Raw genomic sequence first — 20,093 nt, 5'->3', positions numbered from 1 at the left:
TTATTGGCGACAGCCTGGCATCCCGTGGCGTGAAGCTTCAACTTGGGAACAGTATTCACGATCCGTCTGATCCAATGGGCAAGTTGTTCTTCAACATCCTTGCGACTTTCGCGGAGTTTGAAGCCGATCTGATCCGGATGCGTACTCGTGAAGGGATGGCCGTTGCACGCGACAAAGGTAAACTACGCGGAAAGAAACCCAAGCTTTCTGAACGTCAGCAAAAAGAGCTTCGCCGGATGTATGATACCGGCGATTACTCCATCAGCGATCTTTCAGAACTGTTTTCTATTTCTCGGCCAACTGTCTATCGAACTCTCAGCAGAACAGCCTCAACGTTCTTGTTGGGTTCACTCTAAGCGTACGTAAAGTACACTTTCGTGTCGTGACCCCTGCTATGGGCGCACGCTACCATTATGTCGTTTTCGATTAACGAGATACCGGGAATTGAATGTACGGCAGCACTCACACCACCAGACAGATCGCTGCCAGATCCGGGCCAGCGGCCATGTCATAGGGGGGTGACAATGGGCCGTATTCGTCTTTCCGCCGAAGAAATCAAACGCCGGAAGTTGGTCGGTTATGAAGACCGCAAACTATTGCAGCGGATCGGCTGGACCGAGCGTACGGCAGCGTCCAGGTTCCGAATGAGCCAGCCCCAGCTAAATCGTTGCTTGAGTGGGAAAGGGCCACCATTGAAGCCGGAGATCCGGGCATGGTTAAGGAAGATTAACGACTTCCTCAAGGAGAACCCGCCACCATTTGCAGATGATATTTTATCTGCGCTGAATGGTTCTTCCTCTCTCCTGCCCGAAGTAACTAAAAACGACTCATAATGATGCCTTTGGCATCATTATTCATTTATCTGTACGATTATCGTGTTTTTGTTGTATGACGGTAATCTAATACCAGACTGAAAAGGGTATGGAGGCCCAGGCATGAAACGGAAGTTGTTGCGTCCGGTAGCTGGTGGGGTGCTGGCGCTTGGCATTGGTATGCTGGCAATGCCTTCCCCTGCCGCTGCTGATTCATGTTCAACGCTTGTATGTATGGCCGGGATGGCAGGTATAGGGTCGCCGTCTGGTGGCTGTTCCGGGCCAATCGGCAGCTACTTTTCTATCGTCCGGTTTAATTTTTGGGGATATGATCCGGGCAGAACCGCAGCGGCCCGGCTTCGATACCTTAACAGTTGTTCAGGCGCGGCAGAGAATGAGGGAATTGTATCCCTGATTAACGCGATGTATGGCGAAGTATTTTAATCGTTTCTGACGATGGGACTGTAAAAAAGCCGCCAAAGAGCGGCTTTTTTCTTGCAATAATAATGTATCATGATACATTAATGGCATGGGGGCGGGACACCACACCGGCCCCATGAAACCCACATATAGGAGGATCACCCTATGACCCTGCATCATGCCCATAATGGCTATTTGACCGTCGCGGCCCGGCTGGCCGTACAGGCTGGCGGATGCGCCATGTCCGAGGACCAGACAGGTATCGTGCTGCGTCCTGTCATAGCGGTAACACTGGTGCCCGTACGTGTCGCGCGGGACGGGACCATTCGGCTTGGATCGCGGCCCTGTTCAGAGCGCCAGATGATTGCCCTTATGGCCGGTCTGAAACGGGTTGAGCAGCATCACACGAGCGGGGGGAGGGTCTGATGCGTGTCCGGGCTTTTCACCTTGTAGATGAACGAAACGGGGTTGTGCTGGCGGTCAAGGAAGGACGTGGCAGCGCTGACGCGGCGGCAGACCATCTTGCACGAAAGGGGCTGGAAATCTCCATTTGGGGCTGTGGCGAGCAGATCCGCCCAGGCACCCCGATTGACGAAGTGAAACAGAGGCTTTGCCTCGCCGTTGTGCGGAAAGGTCGGAAAAACGCACGGGGGTATGCGGTCCATTGACGGGGATGTGATACATTAAGGAGCCGATTATGCTTGGAGTTGAAATGGTGGCAACGCGCCCGAAAGTGACCCGACCACGCGAAGGACGAAAAGACCTGTTGCGATCTTTCATCCGTTTGCCGGTCTATCTGTGGAATGACGTGGGAGCCTACGCAGAGCGTCAGGAGAATATGAGTATTAAGAATGTGTTAATGGCCGGGCTGCGGGCGCTTGGCATGGACATTGACGACGAGGATCTTACGACCCGCAAGCGGCGGCCTATCAAACATTACGATGATACGGTTGATCCCATGAGCCAGGTTTCAACCACCCTGCAACTGCCCCGCTATGTGTGGGACCAGGTTGAATCCTATGTCATGGCCGAGAAGATCAGCAAGCGGCATGTGTTTATCCGTGGTCTGAAAGCCTTGGATTTTCCTGTCAGAGAGGAAGACGACAAGAGTTTAGGGCGGATTATCCGTGAGGGGCGGTAGCCATGACCCCTACTGTCTTAATCTGGATATTATTGGCTGTCCTGGTGGTCGTGGTGGTGTTCATCGTGCGGATGCTTCGGGCCGGGCCGGGGCAACGCAGACTTTTCAATGCGAAGCCTGCAATTCTGCAAGATCCAGTCGGACGGGAATTATTGACGTGGGTAACGCAGGACATACCGGACAATTACTATGCCTGCCCGGCTATCCGGCTGGTTGATGCGCTTTCATTGGCCACCAGTGGCAAAGGGTCAGGAGTGGCCAATGCAATTATGGCATCATCCACCCTTGGCGGCCTCTATGCGGATGTAGTGCTTATCAACCGGAAAACCAGTCAGGTAGTCGCCTTGATCCAGCGCCCTAAAGATCCTCAAATGCAGGCGATTGAAAGGCTGGCATCTGATGCCGGGGTGCCAGTCATTGAGGGAGAGCCAGGTAAGGTCATTCCGTGGAATGAAATCTAAAAACAGATACCTAAAGTAAAGCCGGGGTTCTCCCCGGCTTTTCATTTTTAATATGCCGTGTTGGCGCTGGGTTGATACTGTGCGTTGTATCCATTGGGTGCAGGTGCATATCCATTCTGGTATGGCGCACGGAAAGCAGTATTGTTTCCCTGGTCATTTGTGGCGCTGGTCGTCTGCACGATCTGCTGGGGGGTATAGCGGCGCTGATAGATTGTGCGGCCTTGTGTCCTGGCCTGCTGGTAGTTTTCGGCCTGGTCTCGATTGTCCTGCGCCTGGTCGGCAGGTGGCCGTCTCTTGGGAGTGGTCAGATACCCGGTCGTGGCTCCAACAGCCCCACCCGCTAAGGCTCCGATTGCTGCACCGCGCCCACCACCAGCAAGATCGCCAATGGCGGCACCAGATCCGGCCCCGATCAGGCCACCGCCTACCGTGCGTTGTGTGGGGTCCGATGGATTGCAGGCGGTAAGGCATACAAGTGCGCCGATCACCGGCATTGCTACGTGAAATCGCATTAGCGGTCCTGTTTTTGGGGAGTAAGCATACTGGCAATGGAAGCGTTCAGGACTTGTGCCTGATACCCCAGGCCAAGTGGCGGTGTATGGGAATGATAAAACCCGACCGCCCGCCAAACGTCGCCGTGCGCTTCCTGCCGGTACAGATCAAGGATGCTGCCCGCCATAGCGATGTTAAAGCAGGGATCTTGAATCAGACGTGTGCGAAGCGTGGAAGCTGGCAAGCCAGTGCCTTCAACCAGAGCAGGGAGCCACGAACTGTTCACCTGCATGAAACCGAGATCATCCGTTCCATTCTTGTTGTGCGCAATCGTTCCCACTTTCCCACCCTCGACGCTATGGATCGAAGGGAGGATGTTTGCAGGGAAACCGTAGATGGCCGCTGTTGCAGCCATGCAGGTAAGCCAGCTTGCAGGCATTAGAGCGCAATCAAGAAGACAATTACGGCCTTTATCGCACGCTGTAGAAGGCTGCGCCGGGGGCGGGTCATAGTACTATCCTTTCCTAACAACACATATCAGACACAAAAAATGTGATGAAAATATGCGCAAGGATGTAGCACGAATCACAAAATGGTTGCCAGCCACACGTTATGGCTGCACATAATAGATTATGAATATGTGTCGGAATCGCGGCTGCATCCGGTTGGCGTCGGATGGCGGCCCCCACCAGCCCGCTACAGGCTCACTGTATGCAGAGGGCGGCAGGGGCCTGCTGCCTCACCACAAGGCAGGGTGGCCGAATCAAAGATGCAGCCACCAGACCTTAATTACCCCGGATGCAACAGGAATTAAACATAATTTCTGTCAGCACTCGACTTGCGGTAGAAAAGTCGATACGGTTTCGCACATGACCCAAGGAATCCGCGACCCAATCAAACATCGCCGGTATGCCGCCAAAAGGAAAGCCGAACTTACCGCAAGGGGGTATCGGTACCAGACGTTGGCGCTGGCCGAGGATGTGGTGAACTGCCTAGAGCAGATTAAGGAGACTCGGGGATTTACGAACAAGGCTGATGCGGTGAACTGGATCATTCGCCAGGCCATGCACAGCAATATTTTGAAGGATCAGGCCGTGAAACAGGCATAAGAAAGGCCGATGCCTCGCGGCACCGGCCTCACCCACCTTTTCTTGCCAGTTTGCCGCTGACAGAAAAGAAAAACCTTTAAGGGCCTTCAACAGTCCCCTTATATCATCTGGTTTTCGGTGGGGCAAGCGCGTGTCCGCTTGTCAACGTCTTTTTTTGACCTTTTTTCCGGCCCTCACACGAGGGCACACATGAGAAACTGGAACACACCAGAAGCCGCAGCGGCTTCACGATCTGGCCGCCGTCAACTATCCGATGCCGCCAAGAAGGTAAGGGGCAAGATCCTCACCCAGCGGGCCGAGAAGACCGAGCCGGGGCAGCTTTTTCCGGCTGTCTCGCGCAATAAGGTGTGGGCAGTATGGTCAGAAGCCTCATACTTTCTCGGCTTGAGTGATAAGGCGGTTCTGTATTTGAATTATCTTATCAGTGCTACCGATCAGGCTGATTGGTCCGGTCAATGGTTGCCCATCGTGGGGAAATCAAATCGTGATCTTGGCGAGATCCTGAATCTTGGCGTTACCCAGCTAAAGGCCGTTGCACGGGAATTGATAGAAGCAGGATTGATCCTGCCGCATGGTGAAGGACGGCGCTTTGTACGCCGGGATTTTAGGGATGGAGGCCGTATTACCCATGCAGTCGGGTTCGACCTCTCGCCGCTGGCGATAAGGCTGGATGAACTGAAAAGCATTAGTACCGGCAGGCTGTCCCAGGAGCGCACCTTGAAGCGGTTGCGCAGGGATGCCCGGTATGAGGCAGACGAGTGCTTGAGCCTCACAGACGACGCGCAAACTGTGCGGCAGATCCGCGACCTGGTGCTTGAGGCCAAAGACGGGCGCACTGTGGATGGCGTGCAAGCGGCTCTTTCTCGGCTTCAAGCCATCCGGCTGGATCTGGAGGATCAGCTTGCCTGTGAATATGCGGAAGATAGTGACCCCATACGGTCGGTTTCCCGACCGTCCATAATACCTACAACCCCCATAAGTCTTGAAAAGACAGTAACCATTAAGCAGCGCCCTGATCGGGCAACTCATATTGCCGCGTCTAACGACGCTCCCAATAGGGCAGGAGAGAAGAAGGAAGATTCTGATATGCCTCTTTCCGCCCCGCCTGTGGCGCTGGAAGATGCAATCAAGACCGCCCGGCTGCATCCCCGCGAACTGGTCCGCCTAGTGCCCTCTCTGGCCGCCTGCATCGTTCCTGCGCATACGAACCAGCGGCTTGCCTGGTCGGATATTTGCGATGCGGCAGAGAGGCTATCAATCCATTTGGGTGTTTCGCGCGATGCGTGGGGACAAGCCTGCCGGATCATGGGCCGGAAAGCCGCAGCCGTATCCGTTGCCCTGATCGCGTCACGACCGGATCAGCACTATTCCATGACGAAGGGTGGCTATTTTCGGGGAATGTTGAGGGCCGCCGAGGATGGCGACCTGAACCTAATGCCAAGCATTTACGGGATGCGGGAACGCTGCGCGGCCATCATGTAACCGGCAGACTGGACCAGGGCGGCCGGAAGCGTGGCCATACGCCACGCCCCGCACCACCATCACCCGCCAAAGCTACGGTATAGCAGTAGCAGGAACTCGATGCAGTTTAATGCGCACAGGATCACCAGCGCATAGGGCATCCATTGCAACGGTTTGGTGACTGGCTCAATTTCCTGGCGCAGAACGGCTATCAGGTCACTGGCGGCATTGCGGACCAACGATGCACCAGCGTTGTTAATAGCTTCTTTCGCCTGTTGTTCAGCTTCAATAATGGCCTTGGTAGCGTTCGACTTCATCCGGTTGGTGGCCCGGATATACGATGCTTCCACACCGGCCACGTACGCTTGCAGGATTTCCTTGTTGGCAAGAAGAACCTTAAAGACCGGATCATCCTTCTCAATCAGGATGCCCTTGTTAGCAAGAAGACCAAGAATGGCCTCTGTATCGAGGCCATTCCCGTCCTGTTTGTCAGGACTCCCAGAGGACATTGGACAATTCCTTTTCCAGCGTCTTCCAAATATCGTTCAATCGTGCCTGCGCCATGATCTTAAAGCCATGTTTGGGACCGACTTCCTTGAAAGTCAGACCTGCCGTGAGCATGGCCCGCATATCTGCCCCATGCGTCTGCTCATTCAGCTTTGGCAGCACGATGATTGCACGGAACCGGCTTTGATTATCGGCAATGATCTTGATGTTCTGCCAGTCTTCCTGGCCATCCTTGTCCACGACTTTTCCGAAGCCATGATATTCATTGATCCATAGCACTATGTCTGCATCTTCCGGCAGGCTGTCCAGCAGCGTGCTAAGGCCCTGCATGGTGTGAAGCTGCCCAGGCCCCCCGGTTATGATCGTATGGAACACGGGCCGCCGCTTATACTGCCTTAAAATATCGAAGGTCGGGCCGTCAGTCAGGTATTGTGTGAGTGGCAGGAAGGTGCTGGCACCGGAATCAATGACGAATGGATGGTCGATGCTGACAATCTGCTCGATCAGTTCATCAAATGCCCTCTGATCTATCGCGCCCTCTTTCTCGATTTCAAGGGTGTGGGCATCCAGTGCCTTGAAGTCCGAGAACGAAGAATTAACCGGGTCCACGTCGATGCAGACCGTTTCCGGGTCGTGTTCCTTGAGGAATTGACCAAGTATGGCCGCTGCCGTTGTTTTGCCGACCCCACCCTTGCCCTGCATGATAAAATGCACGTCTATCATGTCAGAACAGTTCTTCGGGGTTGGGTTTTTTCTTGTGTTTGACCGTGCCGCCGGTGCCGGGGAAGCGGGTTGCCCGCCGTTCTTCATAGCGGGATCTGGTTGGTCCGCGCTGGTCGTCGGCTGGTGGGTGGCGGTCTGTGTCTGATCGTCGTTCTTCGACATGAGCCGATCTTTCCTGTTTTCTTAACGCAGGAGCGGGAACACGAGCCGCCGCCAGATCCCTTTCTGTCCTCGCCAGGAGGACTAGGAAATGCTTGTACGTGACCTTGAACTTATCCGGCCCGTAGCGTTCTTGCAGATCCAGCAGGATCATGCGGCGGGTCCATCCTTCATAGGTAAGCCTGCGCTGAATAGTGTCCCATTCCAGCATAATCGTCGCTTTTATGGCCCCTCTTGCCGCAGGGACAGGCAATGGCATTTTGCCTGTGTTGGTAGTGGGGTCTGGCACCTATGAACAACCTTCCTTCTCTTGCGCCCGTTGTGGTGAGGCGTACATTTTGCACTTAAAAAGCACAAAAGTGTGACGCATTATAAAGCGGGGCGCAGTTCCAGGGCAATTCATATCATAGCATCTGGACGCGGATTATAGCTATTTGTGATGCCGTAAATCCGTAAATCTCGCTTTACGTGTGGCCTGCTTTACGTAATGCCGTAAACACGTATCATATGCGTTACGTAACGCAGGAAAGCACGCATTACGTAAAGCAGGCACCACGTAATGCCGTATTTACGCAATGCGTGCTTTACACATTGCGGGGATTTGGATATGTTGGGCGCGAAAGAACATCACCACATCGTTCTTTCTGGATGGCTCACCACAGCAGGAAATATCATGTCGATTATAACCGTAGCGTCGTTCAAGGGCGGCCCAGGAAAAACCACCGTATGCCAGATCCTTGCGATGGGGCTGGCCGAGCGCGGGGTGCGTGTGATCGTGCTGGACACCGACCCGACAGAAGCATTTTCGACGTGGTATGAACATACGTGCGAAAAAAAGGATTTCGCCTGTATCTTCGAGAAGGACGAAAGCAAGGTTGTCGATCTTGCTTATCAGAAAGAAGAAGAATACGACTTGGTTATAATAGACACGGCGGGTTTTAATAATACCGCTGGAAGCGTGTCTATGACGATTTCAAACCTTGTGATCGTTCCCGTTGGTATCGGATCGTCGGATATTGACCAGGCCGAGAAAACTATCAAGCACATTGAAATGTATTCCAAGGCTATGAAGCGGGACATTCCGACCGTGGCGCTGATAAATCGCTTCACCAGAACGAATGTCGCCAGTCATGCAGTCAATGAACTGCGCGAACTCGGAATAAAGTCCTTGGATGCTGTCTTGGGACATAGAGCGCCCCTAGCCGAAATTTCCTTTAGCGGTGTCCTGCCTTCCTCTGGCACGGCGCGAACGGAGATTGATGCTTTGATAGACGAACTGGCGGCCACAGGTGCCGTACCGTCTTCCAAGACCGTAGAAGTTACGAAGGAGAACTAGAGCATGGCACGCCCACCGCTCAAATCTCGCAAGGATCGGGTAGATCCGGCAGAGGCACTAAGGCTTGTTCAGGGGGTAACTGCCGACGCGGGCCATACAGGCCCAAACGCAGCCACAGCGCCCGCCACAGCCCCCGTGAAGGCGACTGAACCCACACCGGCCCCTGTTCCCCGTCCTGACCCCATAAAGGTCGTGCAGCGGGTCAATCCAGAGGCCCGGCCAGTCCCGGCCCCCCCACGGGAAAAGTCTATCAATCTGAATATCCGCGTGCGCCCGCGCACGATCCGCTCGCTGGGCACGGTAGCGGAGCAGCAGGGCACCACGACAAAAAATGTCGTGATGAAGGCTCTAGCCGATGCAGGCATTGAAGTTGATGAACTAGACTTGGTGGACCGGCGCACAGTGCCGTGGCACCAAAGGGAAGGGTAATAATTGCATGGAAATGAACTTTGTCGAGTTTCCAGCCGATCCGCAGGTGGAGGGAACATTCAGGCGTGGATATGTCCACGGCGTTGCAGCGGTGGCCAATGCGCTGAAAGCCAATCCATCGCTGACGGTTGAGGATCTTATGCAGTGGGCCAGCCCGCGCGGCGCTGGGGATACCTGGCGCAAGCACCAGCCGATTGACCATATGATCCAGCCGCCAGCCATCACGGGCTGATGCAGAGCATCGCGGGCGTAAACAAAAAAGGCCATCCAGTATAGGGGATTTACCCCATATGCCGGATGGCCTTTTTCTTTGTTTAGATAATCCGTGACAAGACTACGGAAGCGTCACCTTGACCGGGGCGACAGTCACCACCGTTGCCAGGTGGTTTGGCCGCATGAGTACGGCGACTTTCGGGGTCAGTGCCTTCACCACATTCTCTGGAATGACGTATTCCTGCACGTCCCCAAATGTGCGCTTAGACGCCCAGGATTCACCGCCCATCGCGTTCACTTCCGTCTGTTCCATACGGACGGCCCGCTTGGACGTGTCGCCTGTGGTTTCCGCAATCCATCGGGCGGTATCGGAATCAGAACCGCCGAAAAATTCTTTAACCTGGCAGTTTACCTTGATGGCTTGCAGCGCAGCCCGGCCATTGATTGTTTCATCCTCTGGATTTTCAATGTCCCCGAAACTCTGGAACGCCAGGCAGAAGGTTGCGCCTTCCCCCGTGATGGTGGCCAGCGAGCCAAGAATGGTCTTTGACAGGAGGAACTTTAATTCATCCACCTGTATTTCGACTTCTGTTTTCCGGTCCTGATGGAGACGCTTAATCTCTTGTCTCAATTCGATAATAAACGCCCTGGTCGCCGCCAAGATCACCTGATCCTCAAGGTGCCCACGGAAATACACAACGGCACCATTCGGATTGAGAAGGGTTTTCGCAATACTGAATCCCCCTTTTCCTGAAATACGCTCATATGCAGCCATTTCAGTCAGGCGAGATACCACAGATTCAAGGGATTTACGGCGGGCTGTATCTTCATCGCGGTTGCCCGTATCGTCTTCCTTCATCGCCTCTACTTGTTCAAGAAGCCACGGGATCGTGGTGGGCTGATTTTGGGCGTCCGCGTCGTGGAAAATGTTGACCAGATAGCGACGGGCCACGGTCTTATAGAAATCTGCCGTAGTGCCGCTATCTCGCAGCGACAGGACTTCATACAGGCGGGAACGCCGGTCTTCCGGGCTACCATGCACGAATGGCGCATACGTGCCCTTGGCGTCACGAGACATGAGATCCACAGACAGGAAGGTTTTGCCGTGTTTTTCCGCCTCCTGTTTCAAAACATGCGGCATGTATTTGTCTGTCTTCGGATCAATATGGAATAGGGTCTTGCCACGCCTGATGGCCTGGCTGGCCCATATCTGGAAGGTGATACCCTTACCGTATCGGGTGGTGCCTACGGTTATCTTGTGGGTTTCATCCCATGTGGCGAGGTCCAGATATTGCGGAGCCTTGGTAGAAATATCCAGACCGAGGAACATTTCGCCAGGCCGCATGTATTTCAAGGGGTCATAGTCTATGGCCCGGTATTTGGTAATTTCGTTCTTCATATCGGATACGGTGTCTTCTGTTTGCGTGATCCTCATGCGGCGCAAAAGAGACGAGATCCGGGGCACGGCCCAGCGGTGGTACACCAGGCGGCAGATGATACCGACGATCAGAAAAAGGGGCAGCATGGGCAACCAGCGCCATGCGTAGATATGCAGCAGCTTGTTTAGGTTTTCTTCCCCCAGCGTCCCCTGCAAGGTGATTGCAAAACCAATGAATAGCGTGACTTCCGCAGCCATCGAGGCCAGCGCGATACGCCGGAAAACAAGCATAATCATGCCGTGTGAGGTGAGATCCTTGTGCGGGTGTAAGGGGGTCAGCCCCACCATGCCCAGGAACATCAAAGACAGACACATGCCCCAAAATAGATAGGGGTCCATGCAGTTCTGAAACGCAAACACAGCCTGCGTGTGGTTCGACAGCATCACACATCCTTTCCGGTGAGCCTCGGTTGGAGCGGGGGATGAAAAAGGGCCGGGGATGAACAATTAAGTTCATCCCCGGTAGTCACCAGCCAGTCAGACAGCCCCAAGAGGGTGCCTGAAAGGTCTGCCAGCAGTTGGCATCAAGGGAAAGGAGCGTGGTTTCTCCTTCTCTCTAGCCCGGCTCTACTGACACCGTAATGGTGCGACCTTCGCTTACTAGCGGGCTTCGATCCGATTGGCGGTCGGATCACCCAATGCACATTGGGGTTTCCGCCGATCAATCGGCTCCTACGTCCTCGCATGGCGAGGACTTTCCCGAAGTCAGGTTTTCGTCCCCATCTGACGATGGGCACTCTATCCCGCATCCGGGTGGTGCATCCTGTTCCGGCCTGGTCAGGTGAGGGCTGTAGGGCGGTAACAGACATAGGGAATATCCCATATGTGCAATCACCGTCTTCCATACCTGTCACCGCCAGTCGGGCCAGGTTGCGCGATGCAGACAGCATCGACGCAACCAGCACAAAAAGCAGCGTGAGAAACATCACAATTACTCCCGTTTCACATTGGCCGGTTTCTTGTCCTGCTGACTGGCGACACGCCACGTCAGGGACGGGCCTGTTTCCTATCAGTGGTCGCAAAAGACCGGTTTTATGCGTTGGGGGTTCCCCAACATCCGGGCATCGTGCCCGTCTTGAGACAGGCACTTGTCCTTTCAGCCGGGGCCTGCATCCCGGTCCATGTTTGTCAGATCGAGGGCATGAAGGGTGCAACCGCACCCGATCCATGCCGGGTGTCAGTCTTGCCATTTCATATCCTTTCCCTGATGCCACACGGCACAGGCTGTAGGTTGTGGGTTTCGACGCAGCATGAAGCCTGTAGAGGCTTCTCCCTGCCGCCGAGCGCCTTGGCCGCCAGATGGCGGGTAGGCGCACAAGTCGGCAGGGCATGTGCCCTGCGCCTGATCGGCCAGCCATAGGGGGATGCCCCATTGCTGGCACTACACGACGCGCGGCGTCGTCTGATGCTGCAAGCATCATCGCAGATTCTCCATTGCTGTTGAACGCCGGTCAGTCGGAATGACTGCCGGTAATAAGGAGGAAAAGAGCCACCTTTCCCCTCGCCAGGTCTGCATCGGTGCCACCCGATGCACACCCGGAAACACTTGCCACGGCGCTGCCAAGCGCCAGTGTCGAATTACCCTGTTGCCTAGTTCTTTCGAGACTTTAGCGACGTGAGGAACCACCCCCACTGTATGCCGCCTCTCCCAATCGCTTCGGATAAACCGCGAAAGGGATTTTCACTCTACTCAAACCGCTCCCAGGCATAGGTCATTGACAGGAACCACCCTGCCGACCCTTAGCCCTTCCCGTGTTATCCAGACGGATCTTAACGAGCAGTACGCAAGCGTCTCACTATGCAGGCTAGGCTCTTAGAGCCTTTCGACCAGTCCCAAAGGACGGGCCAATTTGGGGGGCGCGAAGTTCCAAAGCCGCTCCCTTACTCACCGCATCGCTTCCAACTTTATCCACCGGGACACTACAGGCCCCGGCACTTGCACTTTCTCTCCGCACAGCGTCCTACTGAACGCCGTTACAGGCTTGAGCTATCCGACGATCTAGGCGGCTTGCGCCCCCTAGTACCGTCCTATCCAGGTTTCCCCTCTAGGACTCACGACAGTTTCCCATCGTGCGTGTCGCCCACCTGTGCGGCACACGTTCGACCATCCCTGGCCGCCCGTGGAACGGATTGGATACCGTCTTTCCCATCTGGCAGGCAGCACGCCCCTGTCCCCCGGTTGCCACCGGGGGCGGGGCGTGCGCCGTGTCCACGTCGCCCAACTTCTCTTGTCGGTATGTTCCGTATTCGATTGTCAAAGACCGGACAGCTAGGCAGTCGGTACGCGGTGATTGGGTCGAACGGGGGAGTTACACCCCCGAGCGCCCGTTGCAGCCGGACGAGCCCGATTAAAGGCATCCGGCTACAGCAACAGGTCGGACCATGCTGGTTAGGCAATGGTCCTGCATGACGCTGGTAAGGCGTCATGCGTGCCCCTTTCGGGGCATCGACTAATGGCAAGTGAGACAAGGTGAACTTTGGGGTACCGCGATCCTCTCCTTTCATGGGGGCGGTCCTGGTGATGGATAAGCCGTTGGCGCGGCGTCCGTTGGATTGGGGGGAATGGTCGGATCAGGTGCTTGGCGGGCACCAGATCCGACCGCGAGGCGATCTTACTGGTGGCCCTATGGGCACATGATCCGGGTTCCTACCCCGGCAGAAAATGAGATTCCGACTGGCGCACATCGCCAGCCGCAGAGGGATGGCGAGACGGGTCAGATTCACTTTCATGCTCCTGTGGCTTTCAGGTCGGTGGTCCAGTGCTTGGCGGGCACTTGGACCGACTGAAACAGTCGGGGCCAAATGCCCGGTGGACAATGGACCGGGTTCCTACCCGGCTGGGACTGATTGACCGGCTGATGCCAGCGTCAGCCGCTATGCGGTGACGGATGGCGGGCCGGGGTCAATCCCAACACCACGCGGACGAGAGGCGGGGGGGTGCTTGGCAGGCACCACCCGTAGGATGGTGGCCCTTGGCATGGCCCCCTTTCTCTCTTTCGCCCGGCGTCTGGTGTTTGCGGCTGGTGCTGGCGGGCACCGAGCCTATGGCTCTTTGCCCTTTCGCACGGTCGCCGCGCCCACCGGCTGATAGCCGGGCTGCGCTGGCTCCCCATCACGCAGGATGGTCGCCCCTATCGGGAGAGGGTGTAGCGGCCTTGCGGCTCCCTACGCCTCATTGTCGATCCATCAGCGTGCAGATGGAGGTCTGCACGCCTTTTTTCGCATAATGCGCTTCAGTTGTCACGCACGCGCATAGGAACTTCATTATATGAAATCAAAAATCCGGCCTGCCGGATTTTTTCGCTATAACTTATGAAATCAAAAAAAACTTAAACCCACCGCCCTTTAGGGTGGTGGGTTTTCATTTGTTCGCGTATATTTAAGCATGAAACGAAAATCCGACCTATTTCTGGTATGTTTCAGGTAACTTTCTGGTGCTTTTCCGTGTTTTTTCGGGTATGTTTCAGGTCGGAAGACGGCCCCCCTTGATCCGGGGCTGTTTTTTATGGTCGTTTTTGATACTTTTTTTCTTGGATGATATGCTGATCTATCCTCACAAAACGACAACGATGCAGTCCTTGAGTACGGCTGTGTCGCGTGGATATGTCTGGCATATAAGCGGGGTAGTGAGGGCTGATCGCTTCCTGAATCTGGAAGCTAAGTTTGCCAGTCTCTACAGCACGGAAATCTCCCCAGCCCTTCGCTACGAGCGCAAAAAGGTCGGGATTGCCGGGGCGCGGTTTTTTGCTCACCCGGCCCACAGATCCCCGCATCTGTTCTGGTGGCTGCTGCTGACCGAGGGGGTTCACCCAGCCCGAGAGTGCGAGCAGGGATTGGCGAGGGTAACGGACCCTAAGAACCGACTTCTGTATGCGAGCGAGTTTGAGTTGGTTCAGACTCCCCATGAAGGATCAGCGCCCCGGTGGACCTGGCGCCTTCAGCCGCAGAAGGTCGAAGCCTGGCACGACGAGATCCGGCTTGCCATCCGTCATAGAAAGGACGAGCGGGCCGTGCAGCGGGTGATAATGCGGTACTATCGCTTGCCGGGGTTTCGCGGGGTCCGAGAGCAAATTGCAGGGTTGAGACGATTTACTGTTGGTGAGTGGATCAGGGCCAAACGTGCCCGTGAATGTCCCTATCTGCCGAAACGTATGCCCCCTTATGTCCGTTTTGGCGGAGCGCCAGGGGTCCAGGCAGAAATCATCGTCAATCGTTTGCTGGAAGGGTTGCCCCCTTTTACCGACGAAATGAAGTTTCAGACGGCTACCAAGGCACAAGCGCCGTATATTGAGGCAGAGAGTGAGTGGGGAGAGGTCGATGCTTAGAACTGACAGTGAAGTACATGAACTGATCGGTCACTATGGCGACCCGATCAAAGAATTGCTTTCTGATCCATCAATTACAGAGATATGTGTGGATCATTATGATTACGTTTACTTTGAGCGTGATGGGTTATTGATTGATGCGCCGGAAGTAAAATGGCCGAACGAAAATTCTTTGGTGCAGTATATCAAGCAGATTGCCAATTCTGTAGATCAGAAGGTGGACAAAAATAATCCGCTGTTAGACGCGCGATTGAAGAACAAGACACGGATTAGCGCCACGTTGCCGCCTGTGGCGGTCAATGGCGCGATCATGTCTATCCGACCTTTCCCTACAACGCACCGTTCCCTAGACGATCTGCTGGCCGGTGGATCAATCACTTCGGAAATCTCGAAGCTGGTCCGGGCGGCCTTGAATAACCGGCTCAATTTTATCGTGACCGGCGGGACTGGAACTGGAAAAACCAGCTTCCTGCGGGCCATGACATTTGAACTGGACCCACAGGAGCGGCTAGGGCTGGTGGAAGATACCACCGAAAACATTGCTCCCCGGCATAGGAGAAAATTTGAACTGGAAGCCCCCAGGCGGGCAAGGCTTAAAGCCGACGATCAGGTTATTGATCTTCCTTCCCTGATCGTCGAGGCCCTGCGGAAACGTCCTGACCGGCTGGGGGTAGGGGAGTTTCGGACACCGGGCGCATGTGCCGCCTTTATGGATACGATGAACACGGGGCACGGCGGCTGCTTCGGAACGGTACACGCCACGTCCGCACGGGATGCCATTGCGAGGATGGAAACACTTTATGCCCGCCAGGCCATGAATGTCCCGCGTGAGGCAATCAGCGAACTGGTCCGTCACAACCTAGAATTTGTTATTCATCTATCCCGCGATGTAGAGCGAGACCGCGACGGCACAACGCGGGTTGTTCGCCGTGTGAAAGAAATTGTGTGGATAGACACAGACGGAACCGAGCGTGTTCTAGTCACGCATAAGATAAAAAAAGGGTATGATTTTGATACGTCTTTCATAGACGCTTTTTATAACGCTCTTGATACCAGACATTAGCTTGCATCCCTGATTCTCTTTCTGGTACTCTCCTGATCGTGGAACGGCATCTGTCGTTCCACTCGGAACGATACGCCGCGTCTGTTTAGAACGGAAAGGATCGTTTCGATGGAAGTCAGAGAATACGACGATTATGTTGACGGAACCCGCTGCTGGGCAGACATCGACATTACAAGGTGGGAGGAGTTTCTATCTCCTTTTGGAGAGGGCTACGCAGACTGGGGCCTACTGGTCGAGAAAGAGCGTGTTCGCGCTTTGATACATGGTTTGCAGCATGATCTTGCCAGGATGAAGAAGGTTTCTACCCCTTCGGATCGGTACGCTTATGTGAACCTTGCTACCGAGCGGCAGAATGTAGCAGCGATGCTGCATGATGCACAGAAATACGCAAAACTGCTCGATGCGTTTGACCGCAATCTTACGCAGCTTATTTCTACCTGGTCCGAACTCAAAAAAGCCGGTGCTTTCCATACACTGGCTTTGGGAATGGATCTTGCCATCTGCAAAATCGTCCATTCCTGGCTTGCGAGGCGTTTGCAGTCTTTGCAACACGTCTGAAATTGGAGAGTGTGAGCCTTCAACCTATTCAGGGTGCCCGTTGGGTAATTCTGTCTCGGTGGCCGCAATCTAGTCATGCTACGCATGACACCAATACCCCAAGGGGAGAAAACATTATGTTTTCTCCCCTTTCCTTTTAAGCATCCTCGGCGGCGTTTTCGATCTTCATTGCGTCCCGTAGCAGTTCTTCTACGTCAGCCTGCGTGTACACCCGCTTTTCAGGTGGAGCGTGCAGGATCGGCAGCAGGATTCTGATAACCTGCGATACCGAGATCCGTAGCAGATCCGCCTGCGTCATGGTGACGCCGTACACTTCCTTGATGAGTTTTAACGTCAGGTCGAGGTCTGCTTGAAGGTTCCCCGATACCTGAAACGTAATTCGTTTACTCATGGCTCTCCGTTTTGCGCCTGACGCACTTGCTCGCCGTGTTTGACGCTTTCTTAACGCCTTAACGGGCAGCAAAGCTACGTCATCAGGGGTTTTCTTGGAAGAAATAAAAGGTGTCATTTTGATGCTATTTTCCTCTAAAACCGCATAGGTGCATTTTAAGCACAAAATCGCTGCACATTTATGTTTTTATCGTCATATTTTTTTGCTAAAAAATATGCGGAAGGGGGGCAGCAGTGGAAATCAGCTTTGAAGAACGGGTCAAAGACGTAGCAACGCTACACACTTCCAAGAGGGTCATTGGCATACCCATGACCGTTTTCGTCTTCTGCTCTGCATTGGGATTAGCCCTCGCAAGTGTGGTGAAAATATGGATCGGCTTGGTCGTTGGGGCCGTTTTGATCTTTGTTTTTTACGAAATGTACAAGGGTGATCCGAACGCTATGTTCGTGATTATCCGGCGAATTTCGATGCAGTTCAGGCGCGGCGCGAGCGGGAAAAAACCACGCCGAAAAATCAAATTTACCACGAGGTAGTAATGAAATCTGACAACGCAAATGGGCCGGATCGTCGTGTCATGATGATGGCAAAAAAGAGTCCTGCTGTGGCAGGTGCAGCCGTGGCCTTGGCCCCGGCTTCCCAGGCGTTCGCCTCGCCGGGCTACAGCGTCCAGACACAGGGGTCCGGCATCCTGTCCAACATCGCCAGCACGATGCAGGACATTGGTAACTTCATGTCAACCACGATGGGCGAACTGGCTGTTGTGGGTGGTTTTGTTGTGGCCGCGCTTTTGTGGGCGTTCGCCCCCAAGTCTGGCGCAGTTGGCTACGCGGTTCGTGCAGCCATTGCAGCAATCATCATCTTCAACATTACGGCTGTTATCGCTTACTTCACATATTGATAGGTCGCTCATGGCAATCGGTACAGTCCCAACGGGAAATCTAAGCCCACTTATTTGCCCGGTCGGAAATAATGCAATCCTTGATGCTTCGGGAAGTCTGATCGCAGCGGTGGAATTGCCGGGTATTGATCCCGACGCCCTGATGCCGGAAGACCAAAAGAGGCTCGCAGCTATTTCGGCCAGCATCTACGCGACTGTGCCGAATTGCATTGCGGTTCAACAATACCTGGTTCATGCGGAAAACTGTGGGGTGCTTCTTCGGGAGCGCCCCAACAGTCCCGTAAACAACCGGCTTTCAGCCGCCCGACAGGAAAGCCTTAACTCACGCAAGTTGGCACAGACCCGGCTTGTGCATGTGTTGGTTTACGAAGACCCTCAAAAGGGTAAGGGCGGACTTATTGCATCGCTTTTGCGCCTTGGTCCGATGGCGCTGGTCGATAAAGAGGCACGCGAGGATCTGTTTTCCAAATTCTCGGATGCTAGGTAACTGGTAATTCGTGAACGTGAAATCAGTGCCCGGCTGCGGGAATTGAGCCGTGCCCTGGAAGACGTGCGGGCAAAATGGGAAATGGCTATGGGGTCGGCATACATTATGCCGATTGACCAGTTTTGGACATTCGCCAAATTCCTTGGAACGATGAATACCCGATACCTGCGGTTCGGGAATTATCTGGAAGCGCCAAACGACGACATGGATGCTGTCGTGGCTGATGGAGACATATCTACAGTCTCCTATCATGGCGTGGATATGCTCAAACTAGATGGCCTGATCCCGCATTACTTCATTTCTATGGGGCTGGTTAAAACACCCACCAATCCTATTGGTATGTGGAGCAAGGGCAGAAAGCACGCGCCAGCAACACAACGCGGGAATTACATTATCAACGTGAATTTCTCCCCGTTGAGTGAGTTGAGCAGACAGCTAATCTTTCAGAACGCCCGAAATAGCCTTGATCGTCAGAAGATCGACATACGGGCCATCTTGAAAGGTGCGCCTACGTCCGAAACAGAGGCCAAGGCCAATGAATCGTACGAAATCAAGATGAAGCAGAAGGAACTTGAAAAAGCTGCCACGTATGAGGACCGCTATGGCCGCCTTAGCGGCCAGGTCGTGATTTTTGGTGAAGACCCGGAGCAGGTTATCAAGGATGCCGAGGTCATGACCACGGCCATAGAAGGAACGCAGGGGCGGATGGTATGGGAAAGCATCGGCTTACCTAATGCCCTGAAAACCCTACAGGTCGGGGGATATAATAGTTCTGACCGTACATCCATCGGAACGGAAAGCCGATTTGGGGCCATGTCCCTGTACGCAGCCCCAGCTATCGGGATGCCCGTAGTAGAGGATCTTGGCAACGAAGAAGCGCAGTATGTTTTTGAAACGAGGGACGGCAACCCGTTTTATTACAGTTCTTTTTCGGGCGGGAAGGCTTTTAGGGGTCGTTTGCGGGAGGGGGCGAAATCCTACGCTAAGGATTTAGGCCAGCGATATTCGCCGGTGAGGTTGATGTGTTCCCATCCCAGCGGTGAGACATGGGCGAGGAGATCAGGCGGGATGATGATGCCGTCCACGGCGCGTCTGTCCACGACCTCCCCGAGTTTCATGGTGTTCCAGAAGATGATGATGGCGGCGAGCAGGTTCATGCCGGCAATACGATAGTGCTGCCCTTCGCCTGAGCGGTCGCGTATCTCACCTCGACGATGGAAGCTGATGGCGCGCTTGAGGGCATGATGGGCCTCGCCCTTGTTGAGACCGATCTGAGCCTGGCGCCGGAGACCGGCGTCGAGAATCCAGTCGATCATGAACAGGGTGCGCTCGATGCGACCGATCTCCCGCAATGCGAGGGCCAGCTCATTCTGGCGCGGGTAGGAAGCGAGCTTGCGAAGAATCTGGCTGGGGGCGACGATGCCCGCTGCGATCGTTGCCGTGACGCGCAGGATGTCGGGCCAGTTGCGCTCGATGAGCGGTTCATTGATTTTGCCGCCAACCAGCGCTCGCACATTGGCGGGCGTCGCGTTGGGCGTGAAGGCATAGAGTCTTTTCTGAGAGAGATCTCGGATACGCGGTGCGAACCTGTAGCCGAGCAAGGAGCTGGCGGCGAACACATGATCGGTAAAGCCACCCGTGTCGGCAAAATGCTGGCGGACGCGGCGGCC

25 protein-coding genes are annotated in these 20,093 nt (G+C 54.7%); 17 read left to right on the top strand and 8 right to left on the bottom strand.

Annotation, left to right across the window (positions count from 1 at the left end):
- The 6 genes from GEU01_RS14245 to GEU01_RS14230 all read left to right on the top strand — a co-directional run.
- Window positions 1-356: recombinase family protein (locus GEU01_RS14245; RefSeq protein WP_019086618.1), on the top strand; the 356-nt coding region annotated here is incomplete at its 5' end.
- 168 nt (window positions 357-524) lie between these two features.
- Window positions 525-833: a hypothetical protein gene (locus GEU01_RS25795; RefSeq protein WP_157212855.1), complete on the top strand. Its 309-nt coding sequence runs from the start codon at window positions 525-527 to the stop codon at window positions 831-833.
- Between the two features lie 102 nt (window positions 834-935).
- Entirely contained in the window at window positions 936-1,256 is a 321-nt protein-coding gene (locus tag GEU01_RS26900) for a hypothetical protein (RefSeq protein ID WP_232272543.1), read from the top strand.
- 141 nt (window positions 1,257-1,397) lie between these two features.
- Complete coding sequence (locus GEU01_RS14240) at window positions 1,398-1,658, top strand: hypothetical protein (protein ID WP_019086617.1); 261 nt, start codon at window positions 1,398-1,400, stop codon at window positions 1,656-1,658.
- A 271-nt stretch (window positions 1,659-1,929) separates the two neighbouring features.
- Window positions 1,930-2,373, top strand: a complete 444-nt coding sequence (locus tag GEU01_RS14235) for a hypothetical protein (protein ID WP_019086616.1) — start codon at window positions 1,930-1,932, stop codon at window positions 2,371-2,373.
- A 2-nt stretch (window positions 2,374-2,375) separates the two neighbouring features.
- Window positions 2,376-2,834, top strand: a complete 459-nt coding sequence (locus GEU01_RS14230; protein WP_019086615.1) for a hypothetical protein — start codon at window positions 2,376-2,378, stop codon at window positions 2,832-2,834.
- Window positions 2,835-2,881: 47 nt separating this feature from the next.
- Here the strand turns inward: GEU01_RS14230 and GEU01_RS14225 are convergent, their stop codons facing one another.
- Both GEU01_RS14225 and GEU01_RS14220 read right to left on the bottom strand, forming a co-directional pair.
- The gene (locus tag GEU01_RS14225) at window positions 2,882-3,346 is read right to left on the bottom strand and encodes a YMGG-like glycine zipper-containing protein (protein ID WP_026018755.1); all 465 of its coding nucleotides are present in this window, start codon (window positions 3,344-3,346) and stop codon (window positions 2,882-2,884) included.
- Window positions 3,346-3,741 (bottom strand): lytic transglycosylase domain-containing protein, encoded by a 396-nt coding sequence (locus tag GEU01_RS14220; RefSeq protein WP_019086613.1) that lies wholly within the window; start codon window positions 3,739-3,741, stop codon window positions 3,346-3,348. Before GEU01_RS14220 ends, GEU01_RS14225 begins: the two co-directional genes overlap by 1 nt.
- Window positions 3,742-4,195: 454 nt before the next feature.
- On the opposite strand from GEU01_RS14220, the gene GEU01_RS14215 reads away from it, so the two are divergent.
- Window positions 4,196-4,435, top strand: coding sequence for a hypothetical protein (locus GEU01_RS14215; protein ID WP_019086612.1), 240 nt, complete (start codon window positions 4,196-4,198; stop codon window positions 4,433-4,435).
- Between the two features lie 189 nt (window positions 4,436-4,624).
- A complete protein-coding gene (gene repC / locus GEU01_RS14210) occupies window positions 4,625-5,917 on the top strand; it encodes a plasmid replication protein RepC (RefSeq protein WP_019086611.1) in 1,293 nt (430 codons plus the stop codon).
- Window positions 5,918-5,976: 59 nt separating this feature from the next.
- Here repC and GEU01_RS14205 read toward each other — a convergent pair whose 3' ends face one another.
- Genes GEU01_RS14205 through GEU01_RS26895 form a run of 3 tightly spaced genes read right to left on the bottom strand, consistent with a single transcriptional unit; the run spans window position 5,977 to window position 7,439 of the window.
- A complete protein-coding gene (locus tag GEU01_RS14205) occupies window positions 5,977-6,405 on the bottom strand; it encodes a hypothetical protein (protein ID WP_019086610.1) in 429 nt (142 codons plus the stop codon).
- Window positions 6,386-7,126 (bottom strand): nucleotide-binding protein, encoded by a 741-nt coding sequence (locus tag GEU01_RS14200; RefSeq protein WP_019086609.1) that lies wholly within the window; start codon window positions 7,124-7,126, stop codon window positions 6,386-6,388. Before GEU01_RS14200 ends, GEU01_RS14205 begins: the two co-directional genes overlap by 20 nt.
- Window position 7,127: 1 nt before the next feature.
- The gene (locus GEU01_RS26895) at window positions 7,128-7,439 is read right to left on the bottom strand and encodes a hypothetical protein (RefSeq protein WP_146221672.1); all 312 of its coding nucleotides are present in this window, start codon (window positions 7,437-7,439) and stop codon (window positions 7,128-7,130) included.
- A 453-nt stretch (window positions 7,440-7,892) separates the two neighbouring features.
- Here GEU01_RS26895 and GEU01_RS14190 point away from each other — a divergent pair, with 453 nt between their 5' ends.
- The 3 genes from GEU01_RS14190 to GEU01_RS22880 all read left to right on the top strand — a co-directional run bounded on the left by GEU01_RS14190 (window position 7,893) and on the right by GEU01_RS22880 (window position 9,282).
- Window positions 7,893-8,621 carry a ParA family protein gene (locus GEU01_RS14190; RefSeq protein WP_157212854.1) on the top strand — a complete coding sequence of 243 codons (729 nt, stop codon included), beginning with the start codon at window positions 7,893-7,895 and terminating at the stop codon, window positions 8,619-8,621.
- Between the two features lie 135 nt (window positions 8,622-8,756).
- Entirely contained in the window at window positions 8,757-9,050 is a 294-nt protein-coding gene (locus GEU01_RS14185; protein WP_146221673.1) for a hypothetical protein, read from the top strand.
- Window positions 9,051-9,057: 7 nt separating this feature from the next.
- Window positions 9,058-9,282, top strand: a complete 225-nt coding sequence (locus GEU01_RS22880; RefSeq protein ID WP_019086605.1) for a hypothetical protein — start codon at window positions 9,058-9,060, stop codon at window positions 9,280-9,282.
- Between the two features lie 102 nt (window positions 9,283-9,384).
- On the opposite strand, the gene GEU01_RS14175 is transcribed toward GEU01_RS22880, so the two are convergent.
- On the bottom strand, window positions 9,385-11,085 hold the full coding sequence (locus GEU01_RS14175; protein ID WP_019086604.1) for a TraM recognition domain-containing protein: 1,701 nt from the start codon (window positions 11,083-11,085) through the stop codon (window positions 9,385-9,387).
- A gap of 3,050 nt (window positions 11,086-14,135) precedes the next feature.
- On the opposite strand from GEU01_RS14175, the gene GEU01_RS14170 reads away from it, so the two are divergent.
- From GEU01_RS14170 to GEU01_RS14160, 3 genes are all read left to right on the top strand, one after another.
- Complete coding sequence (locus GEU01_RS14170; protein WP_232272542.1) at window positions 14,136-15,026, top strand: hypothetical protein; 891 nt, start codon at window positions 14,136-14,138, stop codon at window positions 15,024-15,026.
- Window positions 15,019-16,089, top strand: a complete 1,071-nt coding sequence (locus GEU01_RS14165; RefSeq protein WP_081499976.1) for an ATPase, T2SS/T4P/T4SS family — start codon at window positions 15,019-15,021, stop codon at window positions 16,087-16,089. Before GEU01_RS14170 ends, GEU01_RS14165 begins: the two co-directional genes overlap by 8 nt.
- 108 nt (window positions 16,090-16,197) lie before the next feature.
- Window positions 16,198-16,647: a hypothetical protein gene (locus GEU01_RS14160; protein WP_019086601.1), complete on the top strand. Its 450-nt coding sequence runs from the start codon at window positions 16,198-16,200 to the stop codon at window positions 16,645-16,647.
- A 136-nt stretch (window positions 16,648-16,783) separates the two neighbouring features.
- On the opposite strand, the gene GEU01_RS14155 is transcribed toward GEU01_RS14160, so the two are convergent.
- Entirely contained in the window at window positions 16,784-17,155 is a 372-nt protein-coding gene (locus tag GEU01_RS14155) for a hypothetical protein (RefSeq protein WP_146221663.1), read from the bottom strand.
- Window positions 17,156-17,271: 116 nt separating this feature from the next.
- On the opposite strand from GEU01_RS14155, the gene GEU01_RS14150 reads away from it, so the two are divergent.
- Genes GEU01_RS14150 through GEU01_RS14140 form a run of 3 tightly spaced genes read left to right on the top strand, consistent with a single transcriptional unit; the run spans window position 17,272 to window position 18,423 of the window.
- Complete coding sequence (locus GEU01_RS14150) at window positions 17,272-17,571, top strand: VirB3 family type IV secretion system protein (protein ID WP_019086599.1); 300 nt, start codon at window positions 17,272-17,274, stop codon at window positions 17,569-17,571.
- 2 nt (window positions 17,572-17,573) lie between these two features.
- Window positions 17,574-17,936: a hypothetical protein gene (locus tag GEU01_RS14145; RefSeq protein ID WP_146221662.1), complete on the top strand. Its 363-nt coding sequence runs from the start codon at window positions 17,574-17,576 to the stop codon at window positions 17,934-17,936.
- A 10-nt stretch (window positions 17,937-17,946) separates the two neighbouring features.
- Window positions 17,947-18,423 carry a hypothetical protein gene (locus GEU01_RS14140; RefSeq protein ID WP_157212852.1) on the top strand — a complete coding sequence of 159 codons (477 nt, stop codon included), beginning with the start codon at window positions 17,947-17,949 and terminating at the stop codon, window positions 18,421-18,423.
- A gap of 977 nt (window positions 18,424-19,400) precedes the next feature.
- On the opposite strand, the gene GEU01_RS24465 is transcribed toward GEU01_RS14140, so the two are convergent.
- Window positions 19,401-20,093: Tn3 family transposase (locus tag GEU01_RS24465; RefSeq protein ID WP_019087292.1), on the bottom strand; the 693-nt coding region annotated here is incomplete at its 5' end.

The sequence above is a fragment of the Komagataeibacter europaeus LMG 18890 genome, assembly GCF_000285295.1.
Taxonomy (GTDB): domain Bacteria; phylum Pseudomonadota; class Alphaproteobacteria; order Acetobacterales; family Acetobacteraceae; genus Komagataeibacter; species Komagataeibacter europaeus.
Note: the sequence above shows the minus strand (reverse complement) of the source record. Positions and strands in the feature narration are given on the sequence as shown.